Here is a 12,512-nt window from a genome sequence, read left to right as displayed (position 1 = left end):
CGTGTTGACGCGCGCCACGCGCGTCCTGCATCCCCTGTCCGGCGAGCGCGTTCAGAGCGCATTACCGGACAGGGAGACGCCCATGACCTTCACAGTCACATCCAGCGACATCAAGGACGGCGGCACGCTGCCCGACGCCCATGTGAAGGCGCACGGCGACACCTCGCCCCACCTGACGTGGTCCGGCGCGCCGGAGGGGACGAAGTCGTACGCCATCACCTGCTATGACCCCGACGCTCCCACCGGCTCCGGTTTCTGGCACTGGACGGTGGCCAACATCCCCGCAGACGTAACCGAACTGGCCCGGGGCGCGGGCGCAGTGGGCGGTGCGAACCTGCCCAAAGGCGCGGTTCAGGGCCGAACCGATTACGGCGACGCCGGTTTCGGCGGCGCAGCCCCGCCTCCCGGCCACGGCCCGCACCGCTACATCTTCACCGTCTTCGCCGTGGACACGGACAAGCTGGACGTGACCTCGGACAATTCCGGCGCCGTATTCGGCTTCAATCTGCACTTCCACACCCTGGCCCGGGCGCAGATCACCGCCATCTACGAAAACGAGGGCTAACCCAGCCTGCGGATATCGCCGTTGAAGCCCTCGCGGAAACCCTCGGGGAGCCATGGGGCGATGCGGTCAATGTCGCCCTTGTCGAACACCAGCCCCACGGGGCTGATCGTCCGCTTCTGGATCACCACCGAGATATTGTAGCCGTATTGCCGGATCCATGGCGTGCGACAGTCGAAGCCCGCCAGCACCAGATTGTAGAGCACCAGACCAGCGTTCCACAGGGTCAGGTGTCCGCCCACGATCTGGTGCTTCAGCGGCGGCACGGAGATGGCCACGATCCCGTCCTCGCGGACGCTGGCGTGCAGCGCCTTCAGAAAGGCGTTCACGTTCATCTGGTGCTCCAGCACGTGGGAGGCGATGGCGCAGTCAAAGGGCGTCTCGAACCGGGTCTGCAGGAAATCGCCGATGATCACTGCGCCGCCATCGTCGCGGCTGAGGAACGATGGACTTTCGCCGTAGTCTAGCTCGGTGACCCTTTTCCCATGCCGGCGCAGGGCCTCGGCCTGTTCGCCGGCGCCGCTGCCGATGTCCAGCACCGTCTCGAAGACGCGATCGTCAACAAGGTGCTGGATCATAAGGCCGCTCTTGCGCATGGCCCGGAATTCCGGCCGGATCTCCGACAGGGTGTTCTGCTCCCTGGCGTTCTCATCGTACGCGGCTGAACCGGAAATTTGCGCCGCCCGGGTCCACAGGGCCGACGACTCCTCATGCCGGCCACAGCGCGCGGCGATCAGGGCGTTCAGCGTCAGGCCCGAGACATGATCGGGCCGTCGCCGCCGAAACCGCGCGATGTCGGTGGCCGCCTGCTCCAGATCACCCAGGCGATACCGGTTTTCGGCGCTCAAACGGTCCAGGTCGATCACCGCGCCGGTCGCCTTGCCGCCCGCCGCCGCCCGCGCCTGCTCGATGACGGCCAGGGCGGCCTCGCCATGCCGCGCCCTGGTGCGCCACTGCGCCAGGCGGTGCAGCCCCGTCAGCCAATCAGGTTTCGCAGTCGTGGCTTCCTCAAGAAGCGAGATGGCGGTGGTTCGCTCGCCGCGCGCCCACAGGCTGGCCGCATGGGCAAGGTCATCGGCGGCGCGGCGGCCCGGAGGCGGCTTGCGATAGACCTGGATCGCGGCCTCGAAGCGCGGGCTGCGCGACAGGATGCGAAAGCAGAACCCCTGTTCATCCAGCCACTCGCACAGGGCGCGCCACTCGCCCTCGCGCCAGAGGGGATAAACCCCTTCGTCCTTCCAGTCGGCGAGTTCGTCGAACACCAGCACCGCCCCGTCAGCGAGCCGATCCGTCAGACGATCCAGTACAACTTTGGCGGCGGAATACAGATCCGGATCCACATGCACGAAGCCCACAGGTCCCGGGTTGGCCTCAAGCCATGCGTCCAGCGTATCCTCGAAGAAGCCCGCCACCAGCTCCACATTGGGAGGCATGGCCGGCAAGGCCTTCAAGGCGAAATGGCCCGCCTCATAGGTGCTGGTTTCGCTGCGACGCCAAGCTTCCGGCAGGCCCTCGAAGGAATCGAACCCCGTGAAACGTCGCCCGGGAAAGGCCAGGGCCAGGGCTCGCAGGGAGACGCCCTTGAACACGCCGAACTCAAGCGCAAGACCTGCCGGCGGCGACAGGTCGAGGGCCGACTTCAATTGCGCCAGCCGGTCGATCACCACAGGAAATTGCTGGAACGGCTCGATGGCGATGGATGCGCCGTCATAAACACGATTCAGGGCGGGACGAAGAGTCCCTTCCAGGGGGCGCGGGCTTGCGGGCATGAAAAACGACGATCCTGAGGTTCGCCGCCACGGTAGTGGGCCCGGGGTGCGGGGCGCAATGGCTGATCACTTTGGGTGACGCAGGTTGCGGTCATATGATCATTGATTATATTGCGACGCACCATTCCTTTATTTCCGAGCTTGCCCGTGGCGCCCCCCTCCCTCGCCTCAGCCCCTGAAGGCGCGCCCAATGTTCGGCTGATCCTGCTGGCCCTGGGCATGGGCGGCTTCGCCATCGGCGCCACCGAGTTCGCGTCCATGGGCATCCTGCCCTGGTTCGCCGCCGGCCTCGGCGTGGACGAGCCCACCGCGGGCCACGTGATCAGCGCCTATGCGCTTGGCGTCGTCATCGGCGCGCCGGTTCTGGCGGTGCTGGGCGCGCGCATGTCGCGGCGCGTGCTGCTGATCGTTCTGATGGGCCTGTTCGCCCTGGCCAACGGGCTCAGCGCCCTGGCGCCCACCTATGAGTGGATGCTGGTGTTCCGCTTCCTGTCGGGCGTGCCCCACGGCGCCTATTTCGGGGTCGCCGCGCTCGTAGCAGCTTCCGTGGCGCCCCCGGGCAAGCGCGCCCAGGCCGTGTCGCGCATCCTGCTGGGCCTGGCCATCGCCACCATAGTGGGCGTGCCCTTCGCCACCCTGGTCAGCCAGACCTTCGGCTGGCGCTGGGCCTTCGTCATCGTCTCGGTGCTGGCGCTGATCACAATGACGCTTGTCTATTTCCTCGTTCCGCGCGATCCGCGCCGCCCCGACGCCAGCCCCCTGCGCGAACTGGACGCCCTGAAGCGTCGTCAGGTCTGGCTGACGCTGGGCGTCGGCGCTGTGGGCTTCGGCGGCATGTTCGCGGTCTATGCCTACTTCTCCGCCACCCTGCTGGCCGTGACCGGCGTCAGCGAGCCGGTGGTCCCGATTATGCTGGCGGTATTCGGTCTGGGCATAGCGGCGGGCAACATCGGCTGGGGCTGGGCCGCCGACAAGCTGGGCTTCAGGGCCGCCGCCGTGCTGCTGGCCTGGAGCGCCGTCACCCTGGCCATCTATCCCTTCGCCACCGGCCATCTGTGGTCCATGGGGATTCTGGCCTTCATGGTCGGCATGGGCGGCGGGCTGGGCACGATCCTGCAGACGCGCCTGATGGACGTGGCCGGCGACGCCCAGACCTTGGCTGCGGCGCTGAATCACTCCGCCTTCAACACCGCCAACGCCCTGGGACCGTTCCTCGCCGGCGCCGCCATCAGCGCAGGCTATGGCTGGTCCGTCACCGGCTGGGTCGGGTGTGCGCTGTCCATCGGCGGGCTCATCATCTGGATCGCCGCGTGGCTGGACCAGAAGCGGACCGACGCCCGCGCCTGCGCCCCCGCGTCCTGATCCCTACTCCCTGCCGATCAACGCGAAGACCCCGGCCGGGAAATCCAGCACGAAACCCCCGGCCAGAGCGTCGCGGCCAAGGCGCCCCAGCACGCCTTCCCGGCTGATCGCCTCATCGACGACGCTGACGTCCTGCAACGACACGGTCACGCCGTTCACGACCAGATCCAGGCTGGGCAGAGTCCAGCCCTGCGTCCGGGTCTCGCCGCCCGCCCCGCCGAACGCGTGGCCGGCGCGGCGCGCGCGATCCAGCAGTTCGGGATTGCGCTCTATGGCGGACTGCCTGAGCGAGGTGGTGTTCGCGCCGGTGTCCAGCGCGAACACGGCGGTCTGGCCCGCCAACTCCAGATAGACATGAGGCGTCAGGCCCGCCACGAACAGGTTGCGATGATCCGTCGCCGGTCCGCTGCGGGCCCACGCCAGACGCTCGCCGTTCTCCGCCTGCTCGAAGCTGAGACGCTCCAGCGACGAGAGTACAGGAAAGCCGAGAATGCCGTCGATGCGATAGGCGCCGTCGGCGAAGGTCAGCGCCTCATCGGGCATGACCAGAAACACCACGTCGTGAAAAACCAGAGAGCCGAGGATCACCTGGTCCGCCACGGCCAGATTCGCGGCCGCAGAGCTGGATGTGACGCTGCCCACGGTCACGTCGCCGGCCACCGGTCTCAATCCGAGGGCGCGGGCCTGGCTCTCGGTGGCGACGGACAGGTTGGCTCCGGTGTCCACCACGAAGCCTCGCGTCTGCCCATTGATCTCCACCTCGGCGATGGCGAGCCCCGCCAGATCGCGCCCCAGGGGAACAGACCCCGCCTCATAGGCCGCCAACCGCTGGGCCGGTGTTGAAGCCAGCGCCGCGCCGACCGCCCGGGACTGCTGCAGACCCAGGCGCCGCTCCTCATCCAGGCCATGATCCGCAAGGGCGATATCAAACGCCGCGGCGGCCTCGGCGTAGCGTCCCTGGCGCAGCAGAACCCCGCCCAGGGTGGACGCGGCCGCCTGGCTCACGGAGGCGTCCACGCGGCCGTCTTCCGTCAGCGGAGCAAGAAGGCGGATCGCCCCTGCATCATCCATGGCGAAGGCGGCGAGCACACCGTCCAGCAGACGCGCTTCCGGGCCGCCGGGCGCCACCTCGTCGCGCGCCGCCTCGGCCCCCTCCGGATGAACCCAGGTTTCGGGGCGGGGATCACCGAGGGCGACTCCCGCCGTCAACGTCAGACAGAGCGCCCCGGTCGTCAGGGCGCGCAACACTCGCTGCATGAAATCCGTCCTCTTCGTCTCGGGCCCCCATCAATGCCACGGGCCGCTGTCAGGGTCCGATGAATAATCGGTAAGCTGGCGCAGTTCCCCCGGTCCACATCCTGACAGCGGCCGCGAACCCTGCTACAGGCCCGCGCCATGAGCGCAGCCGTCATCGTTTTCCCGGGTTCCAACTGTGACCGCGACTGCAAGGTCGCCGTCGAACGCTCCACCGGCGCCAGGGTGGACATGGTCTGGCACGCCGACACCGAGCTTCCCTATGGCGTGGACCTGGTCATCCTGCCGGGCGGGTTTTCCTATGGCGACTATCTGCGCGCCGGCGCCATGGCGGCCCGCGCGCCGATCATGGAGGCGGTGAAGAAGGCCGCCGAAGCGGGCGTTGCGGTGGTGGGCATCTGCAACGGCTTCCAGATTCTGTGCGAGGCCGGGATGCTGCCCGGCGCCCTGATGAAGAACGCCGGGCTCAAATACGTCTGCAAGCCCATCGAGCTTGAGGTCGCCAACGGCCAGACCCGCTTCACCGCCGCCTATCAGGGCCGGCGCGAGGTGGTCATGACCCAGGGCAACGGGGACGGAAACTATTTCGCCGACGAGGAGACCCTGAACCGGCTGGAGGGCGAGGGCCAGGTGGTGTTTCGCTATGTCGCCAACCCCAACGGCTCCGCCCGCGACATCGCCGGCATCGTCAACGAGCGGGGCAATGTGCTGGGCATGATGCCCCACCCCGACCGGGCCTTCGAAGCCGAGCTGGGCTCCGCCGACGGCGCTGCGCTGTTCCAGAGCGTGATGGCCTCGGCCTGAACCAAGGCGCGGCTTCATCCGTTTGACCGGCAACGGAAAATGACGGAGTCCTCCCATGCCCAGACTCGCCACCCTCGTCGGCGGACTGCTGCTCAATCGCGGCGCGCGCCGTTTCGCCGGCCGCAACGCCGGAAAGCTGGCCCTGGCCACCCTCGCATGGAGACTGTTCGCGAACAGCCGTCGCAAGCGGCGCTGATCGCGCTTTACGGCGCCGCTCGCCGCGCGTCATGATGGCGGCCTGTCAAAAGGGCCGTTCATGATCATCGTCCATCACCTCGCCGATTCCCGCTCCCAACGCGTCCTGTGGCTGCTGGAGGAGCTTGGCCTGCCCTACGAGGTGCGCCGCTATGAGCGCGATCCCCAGACCATGCTGGCCCCCGCCGAGCTGAAGGCCATCCATCCGCTGGGCAAGTCGCCGGTTCTGGACGACGGCGACATTCGCGTGGCCGAGACCGGGGCGATCATCGAGTACCTGCTGGATACGCACGGCCAGGGCCGTTTGCGGCCTGCCGCCGGTTCAGCGGAACGTCTTCGCTTCACGTACTGGCTGCACTACGCAGAAGGCTCGGCCATGCCGCCCCTGCTGCTCAAGCTCGTGTTCAGCCAGCTGCCTAAGCGCGCGCCGGGTCTGGTCAAGCCCATCGTGGGCGGCATCGTCAAGGCGGCCAACAAGAGCTTCATCGACCCCCAGCTGAAGACCCACGCCGATTACTGGAACAGCGAGTTGGCCCGCACCGGCTGGTTCGCCGGGCCGGACTTCACGGCCGCCGACATCATGATGAGCTTTCCGCTGGAGGCCGCCGCCACGCGCATGGCCGTGACCGAGGGACGGCCGAACATCGGAACCTTCCTTGAGCGCATCCATGCCCGCCCGGCCTGGCAGGCGGCGATCAAGCGCGGCGGACCCTACGCCTATTCTGCATAGCCCCGCTCACGTTCGCGCGAGACCGCCCGGCCGTAGGCGACATCGACGCAACCCTATACGGCCGTCGTCCGTTAGATGGCCATGCGACTTTCAGTTATTCAGTACGTCTCCCTGGCGCTGGCCGGCATTACCCTGGTCTTCGCCTTCCTTGCCGCAGGCGTGGCGGCGGCTTCCGGTCTGGCGGCGCTTCTTGTGGGCGCGGGCCTTGTCTGGCTCGGCTGGCGCCTGGTTCGCCATCGTCTTTCGCAAACGCGAGACACGACCGCTTGAAGTCCGCCGCGACGCAACCTATCCTCTCTGGCCGGTCGAAACGCCCTCGACCGGCATTTGTTTGCGTAAACACCTTGTCTTTGGGCGAATAAGAAAACCAATCGCACATGGAAAAAGTGCCGATGACGGTCGAGGGCTACGCCGCCCTCGATAGCCAGTTGAAGCAACTCAAGTCGGTCGAGCGCCCTGCGGTGATCGCCGCGATCTCGGAAGCGCGCGAGCACGGCGACCTGTCGGAGAACGCGGAATACCACGCCGCCAAGGAGCGCCAGGGCTGGATCGAAGGCCAGATCGCGGAGATCGAGGACAAGATCAGTCGCGCCCAGGTCATCGACGTGTCCAGGCTCAACGGCGACCAGGTGAAGTTCGGCGCCACGGTCACCGTGGTCGACGAGGACACCGAGGAAGAGGGCCGCTACCAGATCGTCGGCGAACACGAAGCCGACGTGAAGCAGGGCAAAATCTCTGTCACGTCTCCCATCGCCCGCGCCATGATCTCCAAGGAGGTCGGCGACGTGGTCGAGGTGAACACCCCCGGCGGCGTGAAGGCCTACGAGATCCTCAAGGTCGAGTGGAAATAAGCCCGACTCCCGTCTGGCTCATCACCAACGGGGCGACCGGCTCCGATGTTCAGGCGCGCGGCGTGGCCGAAGCGCTCGGCGTCCGTCACGACCTGTTCCATGTGGCTCCCAAAGCGCCCTGGCGCTGGCTGGCGCCATGGGGGCCGGTCGCGCCTGGCGAAGTGGGCGACAGAGGGCGCTTTTCGCCGCCTTGGCCGCAGCTTGTGATCTCGGTCGGGCGACAGGCTGCGCCTTACGCCCGCGCCATCCGCACCGTCTCCGACGGCAAGGTTTTCACCGTCGCCCTTCAGGACCCGAAGACCGGTCCCCGCGCCTTCGATTTCATCTGGGCGCCCGATCATGATCCGGTGCGCGGCCCCAATGTTCTCAAGACCCTGACCTCGCCGCACCGCCTGAACGCCGCGCGTCTGGCCGGGGAAGGCGCCCGGGCCGCGGCCGACCTCGCCGCCCTGCCCCGCCCCTTGGTGCTGCTGATGGTGGGCGGACCCAACGGCGTCTATCGCTTCGACGCGGTTGAACTGGACCGCCTGCTGGCCCTGACCGATCAGGCGGCGAGCGGCGGAACCGTCCTCGTCACCGCCTCGCGCCGCACCCCGCCCGCCTTTATCGAACGCCTGCGCCAGTGGGCCGCATCCCGGTCCGCCCGGCTCTATGACGGTTCCGGTCCCAATCCCTACGCCGGATGGGTCGCCATGGCCGACTCCATCATCGTCACCGCCGATTCCGTGAACATGGCGGGCGAGGCGGCCTCCACCGGCAAGCCGGTGCATGTGTTCCATCCGCCCGGGGGCGGGGGATCCAAGTTCGACCGTTACCATCAGGCCCTGGCCGCTACCGGCGCCACCCGGCCTTTCGAGGGGCGTCTTGACGCATGGAGCTATGCGCCGGTGGACGCGACCACCTATATTGCCGATGCCCTGCGGCGACGTCTGTCCGAACGGGGCGTCGTTCTGAACGCGGAGTAGGCCCATGGCCCTGCTGGACATCGACAAGCTGAACGCCGCCCCCCTGCGGCGCGAGCCCTATGACTTTCTGGTGGTCGAGAACTTTGTGAAGACCGAGGTTTTCGGCGAGGTCAGCAGGGATTTCCCATCCATGGACGTCCCCGGCTCGGTGCCCCCCAGCGAACTGGACATCCATGGCCGCTTCGCCGAGATGCTCGCCGAGATGGACGGCCCGGCGTTCCGCAAGGCGGTGGAGGCGAAGTTCGATATCGACCTGCGCGGCAAGCCCACCATGTTCACCGTGCGCGGCCGCTGCCGCGCCACCGACGGCAAGATCCATACGGATTCGAAGTCCAAGATCATCACCGTCCTGCTCTACATGAACGACGACTGGGACGCGGACGGCGGGCGCCTGCGCATCCTCAACAGCGACGACCTGAACGATGTGGCCGCCGAGGTGCCGCCCAGCGGCGGGACCCTGCTGATCTTCCGCCGCTCGGACACCTCGTACCACGGCCATGAGCCCTTCGAGGGCAAGCGCCGCGCCATCCAGATGAATTGGGTAACCAGCCGCCGCGTCGTGGCCTGGGAGCAGTTCCGCCACCGCCTCTCGGCCATGTCCAAGAAGCGCAAGGCCGCCGAAATGGCGTGACCCTTGTCAGATATCGACAGGGAGGCGTTCTGGACACGCCTTGAGGCCCGTGGTGCTATCGGTTCATGATCCTGGCCACCTTCATGGTCTTTCTGGCCGCCGTTCAGATTTCCGCCGAAGACGCCCGGCGTCCGCGCGTGGACATCTGCTCCGCCCAGCCGGGTTATTTTGACCGCCACCGGGGCGTCGAGCGTCCAGACGGCTCCATCTGGTGGTGGCCTGGGAACGGCCCCGCCGTCCCCTTTGACGCCTCCGCCGAAACGACCGCGCGGCAGCGGCCCTGGTTTCGGGCCCGAGAGCCCTTGGTGATCGACGGTGTGACCTACCAGTACTCAGGCCTGGGGCAACCCGGCGATATCCCGTTCAACCGCTACTATGGTCCTGCAGATTGGGTGGACGGCGTTCCCAGAACGTCGAACCGGGGACGCGACGTGATGATCCTGCTGGATCCGGTCGATTGCGTATTCGCAGTGTGGTCACGCGACGAGGACTAGGACTCAGCGTCCATCCCGCCGGCGTCACCCTCGTTGCCGCCGTTCTTGTCCTTGTCACGGCGCGAAGCGTTCATGCTCAGGCCGATGCCGACGCCGATGGCGACGCCCAGACTGATCCCCAGCGCGATGTTGTTCAGGGCGACGCCGAGCGCCGTGCCGATGGCGATGCCCATGGCGATTCCGAGCGGCAGACCCGCCGCCCCCGCGCCGTCCGACTTTTTGTCCTCAGCCATCTGCGTCCTCCATGTCGCAAACGTGATGATTGCATCCTAGATTGGGACCATGTCGAATCCCAACGCACCCCGCACAGTCCGTGTCGCCATCATCGGTTCAGGCCCCGCCGGCTGGACCGCCGCCATCTACGCCGCCCGCGCCATGCTGGAGCCGGTGGTCATCGCCGGCCTGCAGCCCGGCGGCCAGCTGACCATCACCACCGAAGTCGAGAACTATCCCGGCTTCGCCGAGGTCATCCAGGGCTCCTGGCTGATGCAGCAGATGCAGGCCCAGGCCGAGCATGTGGGAACCGAGGCGATCCACGACATCGTGGTGGAGGCGGACCTGTCGCAGCGTCCCTTCCGGTTGAAGCTGGATTCGGGCGGCGAGATGCTGGCCGAGACCGTCATCATCTCCACCGGCGCCCAGGCCAAATGGCTGGGCCTGCCGTCCGAGCAGAAATTCCAGGGCTTCGGCGTATCCGCCTGCGCCACCTGCGACGGCTTCTTCTATCGCAACAAGGAAGTGGTCGTGGTCGGCGGCGGCAACACGGCGGTGGAGGAAGCCCTGTTCCTCACCAATTTCGCGTCCAAGGTCACGGTGGTCCACCGCCGCGACGAGTTCCGCGCCGAGAAAATTCTTCAGGAACGCCTGTTCGCCAACCCCAAGGTCGAGGTGATCTGGAACCACGGGGTGGACGAGGTGCTGGGAACGGCAAACCCCATGGGCGTCACCGGCTTGCGCCTGAAGAACACGCAAACCGGCGAGACCCGGGAGATTTCATGTGACGGCTTCTTCGTCGCCATCGGCCATGCCCCGTCGTCGGAGCTGTTCAAGGGCCAGCTGGAGATGAATGAAGGCGGCTATCTGAAGGTGAAGCCCGGAACCACCGCCACCGCCATCCCCGGCGTCTGGGCCGCAGGCGACGTCACCGACGACGTCTACCGTCAGGCCGTGACGGCCGCAGGCATGGGCTGCATGGCGGCGCTGGAGGCCGCACGCTTCCTGGCGGAGGTCGACCACGCGAAAGCGGGCGACCCCATCAGCCACAAGGAAGCGGAAAAAATCGGCGCCTGGTAAGCCTTAGCCGAACAGTCTCAGTTCCGCAGGCGCGGGCGGCGACATCTCGCCCTGACGGCGACGCAGGGCGTAGTCGACAGCGGTCTGCACCGCCCGTTCGTCGGTGGGCTTTGTGAGGACGCCGATCGTCCCGGCCACGCCGTCACGCACCATGCCGGGGTTGGCCGTCATATAGAGGACGCTGACATTCTGCTCGTTGGCCAGTTCGCGGCCGAGTTCGACACCAGTCGGGCCGTCCGACAGATGGATGTCTACCAGAGCGAGATCCACCGAGGTCTCAAGCACGATATTTCGGGCCGAACTGGCGTCGGCCACGGTGTCCACGACCTCGTATCCGAGATCCTCCAGCACGAAGCGCAGCTCCATCGCCACGATCGCTTCGTCCTCGATGATCAAAATCCTCGGTTTCATATCTTCAACTCACAAACCCGCTAAGGGCCCTCCGTCGACGATAACGCCGAACGGCGTTACCGGGTTTCATTGGTCCTGGCCGCCGCCCTGCGGCGAGACAGCGCAGTGGACGGAAGATCTGCAATGATGATCAAACCCTGCGGCTCCCATCTTCGTTCCAATTTTCCACCCAACTGATTTTCAACAGAAAGTGTTGTCAGGCTGGAGCCGAAGCCCACATGGCGGGGCTCATGGCTGATGGTAGGTCCGCCCTCCTCGACCCAGGTGAGCACAAATCGGTCCTCGCGAAGCTCTGTCGTCAGCCGAACATGCCCCTCAGGCATGGACAGGGCGCCGTACTTGGCCGCGTTCGTCGCCAATTCATGGAACAACAACGCCACGGACGTCGCCGCCTGGTCGTCGAAGGCGGCGTCATCGCCGGCCAGAATGACGCGAGGCGTCCCGTCCTCCGCCGCATAGGCCCGGAACAGGTCCGCCAGAAAGGCGTGCAGGGTCATGTCGCCGACGGTGGGGCGCGACACATCCGTATGGGGCCGCACGAACTCGTGGGCGCGTGCCAGGGCCGCGATCCGCGTGCGCAGGTCGCGGGCGAATGGCGCCGCCTCCGGATGCTTGCGCGCGGACAGGGCGGTCAGGGACGACACCACAGCGAAGATGTTCTTGATCCGGTGGCTAAGTTCCTGGCTCAGCACTTCCTTGTGCTGCTCCATGCGCTTCAGGTCGTCGATATCCGTACAGGTGCCGAACCAGCGGGTGATCTCGCCCTTCTCGTCCTTGAGCGGCACGGCCCGGCCCAGGGTCCATCGATACACGCCGGACCGGTGCCTCAGCCGATATTCGATTTCGTACGGTTCGCCCGTCCGCAACGAGTCTTCCCAGCGCTTTCGAGCCTTCGCCTGATCTTCAGGATGGAACATTCCGTTCCACGCCTCGCCGTCGGTCGACCCCTCGGGCACGCCTGTGAATTCGTACCAGCGAGCGTTGTAATAGTCGTGGAATCCGTCGGGCCGGGTGGACCAAACCATCTGCGGCATGCTGTCAGCCAGCACCCGGAACCGGGCCTCGCTGGCGGACAGGGCCTCCTGGGCCTTGCGCAGATCGTCGGCGTCGTCGGTCTTCACGGTATCCTTCACGGGCGCTCCATAACCCGCCCCGTCTTCACCATGAAGGGAGCGTCAGTCCAAACGCCAA

The 12,512-nt window shown here is 66.7% G+C and carries 16 protein-coding genes; 11 read left to right on the top strand and 5 right to left on the bottom strand.

Going from position 1 to position 12,512, the window contains the following annotated elements; genetic code table 11:
- Nucleotides 1-82: 82 nt before the first annotated feature.
- Complete coding sequence (locus ACK4FB_RS02505) at nt 83-565, top strand: YbhB/YbcL family Raf kinase inhibitor-like protein (protein WP_409747495.1); 483 nt, start codon at nt 83-85, stop codon at nt 563-565.
- On the opposite strand, the gene ACK4FB_RS02500 is transcribed toward ACK4FB_RS02505, so the two are convergent.
- On the bottom strand, nt 562-2,331 hold the full coding sequence (locus ACK4FB_RS02500) for a methyltransferase domain-containing protein (protein WP_409747493.1): 1,770 nt from the start codon (nt 2,329-2,331) through the stop codon (nt 562-564). The two genes, ACK4FB_RS02505 and ACK4FB_RS02500, sit on opposite strands and share 4 nt — an antisense overlap.
- Nucleotides 2,332-2,478: 147 nt before the next feature.
- Here ACK4FB_RS02500 and ACK4FB_RS02495 point away from each other — a divergent pair, with 147 nt between their 5' ends.
- On the top strand, nt 2,479-3,693 hold the full coding sequence (locus tag ACK4FB_RS02495; RefSeq protein ID WP_409747491.1) for an MFS transporter: 1,215 nt from the start codon (nt 2,479-2,481) through the stop codon (nt 3,691-3,693).
- A gap of 3 nt (nt 3,694-3,696) precedes the next feature.
- Here ACK4FB_RS02495 and ACK4FB_RS02490 read toward each other — a convergent pair whose 3' ends face one another.
- Nucleotides 3,697-4,950 carry a TIGR02281 family clan AA aspartic protease gene (locus ACK4FB_RS02490; protein WP_409747489.1) on the bottom strand — a complete coding sequence of 418 codons (1,254 nt, stop codon included), beginning with the start codon at nt 4,948-4,950 and terminating at the stop codon, nt 3,697-3,699.
- Nucleotides 4,951-5,088: 138 nt separating this feature from the next.
- On the opposite strand from ACK4FB_RS02490, the gene purQ reads away from it, so the two are divergent.
- The 8 genes from purQ to ACK4FB_RS02450 all read left to right on the top strand — a co-directional run bounded on the left by purQ (nt 5,089) and on the right by ACK4FB_RS02450 (nt 9,617).
- Nucleotides 5,089-5,751 carry a phosphoribosylformylglycinamidine synthase subunit PurQ gene (gene purQ / locus ACK4FB_RS02485; RefSeq protein WP_409747487.1) on the top strand — a complete coding sequence of 221 codons (663 nt, stop codon included), beginning with the start codon at nt 5,089-5,091 and terminating at the stop codon, nt 5,749-5,751.
- A 55-nt stretch (nt 5,752-5,806) separates the two neighbouring features.
- Nucleotides 5,807-5,947, top strand: coding sequence for a hypothetical protein (locus ACK4FB_RS02480; protein ID WP_409747485.1), 141 nt, complete (start codon nt 5,807-5,809; stop codon nt 5,945-5,947).
- Nucleotides 5,948-6,007: 60 nt separating this feature from the next.
- Nucleotides 6,008-6,676 (top strand): glutathione S-transferase, encoded by a 669-nt coding sequence (locus ACK4FB_RS02475; protein WP_409747483.1) that lies wholly within the window; start codon nt 6,008-6,010, stop codon nt 6,674-6,676.
- An 81-nt stretch (nt 6,677-6,757) separates the two neighbouring features.
- Nucleotides 6,758-6,946 carry a hypothetical protein gene (locus ACK4FB_RS02470; RefSeq protein WP_409747481.1) on the top strand — a complete coding sequence of 63 codons (189 nt, stop codon included), beginning with the start codon at nt 6,758-6,760 and terminating at the stop codon, nt 6,944-6,946.
- A gap of 107 nt (nt 6,947-7,053) precedes the next feature.
- Nucleotides 7,054-7,527: a transcription elongation factor GreA gene (gene greA, locus ACK4FB_RS02465; protein ID WP_409747479.1), complete on the top strand. Its 474-nt coding sequence runs from the start codon at nt 7,054-7,056 to the stop codon at nt 7,525-7,527.
- Nucleotides 7,518-8,492 carry a mitochondrial fission ELM1 family protein gene (locus ACK4FB_RS02460; protein WP_409747477.1) on the top strand — a complete coding sequence of 325 codons (975 nt, stop codon included), beginning with the start codon at nt 7,518-7,520 and terminating at the stop codon, nt 8,490-8,492. Before greA ends, ACK4FB_RS02460 begins: the two co-directional genes overlap by 10 nt.
- Nucleotides 8,493-8,496: 4 nt before the next feature.
- Nucleotides 8,497-9,123 carry a 2OG-Fe(II) oxygenase gene (locus tag ACK4FB_RS02455; protein ID WP_409747475.1) on the top strand — a complete coding sequence of 209 codons (627 nt, stop codon included), beginning with the start codon at nt 8,497-8,499 and terminating at the stop codon, nt 9,121-9,123.
- A gap of 65 nt (nt 9,124-9,188) precedes the next feature.
- Complete coding sequence (locus tag ACK4FB_RS02450; RefSeq protein WP_409747473.1) at nt 9,189-9,617, top strand: hypothetical protein; 429 nt, start codon at nt 9,189-9,191, stop codon at nt 9,615-9,617.
- Here the strand turns inward: ACK4FB_RS02450 and ACK4FB_RS02445 are convergent.
- A complete protein-coding gene (locus tag ACK4FB_RS02445; RefSeq protein ID WP_409747471.1) occupies nt 9,614-9,850 on the bottom strand; it encodes a hypothetical protein in 237 nt (78 codons plus the stop codon). The two genes, ACK4FB_RS02450 and ACK4FB_RS02445, sit on opposite strands and share 4 nt — an antisense overlap.
- 49 nt (nt 9,851-9,899) lie before the next feature.
- On the opposite strand from ACK4FB_RS02445, the gene trxB reads away from it, so the two are divergent.
- The gene (gene trxB / locus ACK4FB_RS02440; RefSeq protein ID WP_409747469.1) at nt 9,900-10,910 is read left to right on the top strand and encodes a thioredoxin-disulfide reductase; all 1,011 of its coding nucleotides are present in this window, start codon (nt 9,900-9,902) and stop codon (nt 10,908-10,910) included.
- 3 nt (nt 10,911-10,913) lie between these two features.
- Here trxB and ACK4FB_RS02435 read toward each other — a convergent pair whose 3' ends face one another.
- Nucleotides 10,914-11,321 (bottom strand): response regulator, encoded by a 408-nt coding sequence (locus ACK4FB_RS02435; RefSeq protein ID WP_409747468.1) that lies wholly within the window; start codon nt 11,319-11,321, stop codon nt 10,914-10,916.
- Between the two features lie 56 nt (nt 11,322-11,377).
- On the bottom strand, nt 11,378-12,454 hold the full coding sequence (locus ACK4FB_RS02430) for a sensor histidine kinase (protein WP_409747466.1): 1,077 nt from the start codon (nt 12,452-12,454) through the stop codon (nt 11,378-11,380).
- Nucleotides 12,455-12,512 lie beyond the last annotated feature (58 nt).

The sequence above is a fragment of the Brevundimonas sp. genome, from assembly GCF_046299535.1.
Classification (GTDB): Bacteria; Pseudomonadota; Alphaproteobacteria; order Caulobacterales; family Caulobacteraceae; genus Brevundimonas.
Note: the sequence above shows the minus strand (reverse complement) of the source record. Positions and strands in the feature narration are given on the sequence as shown.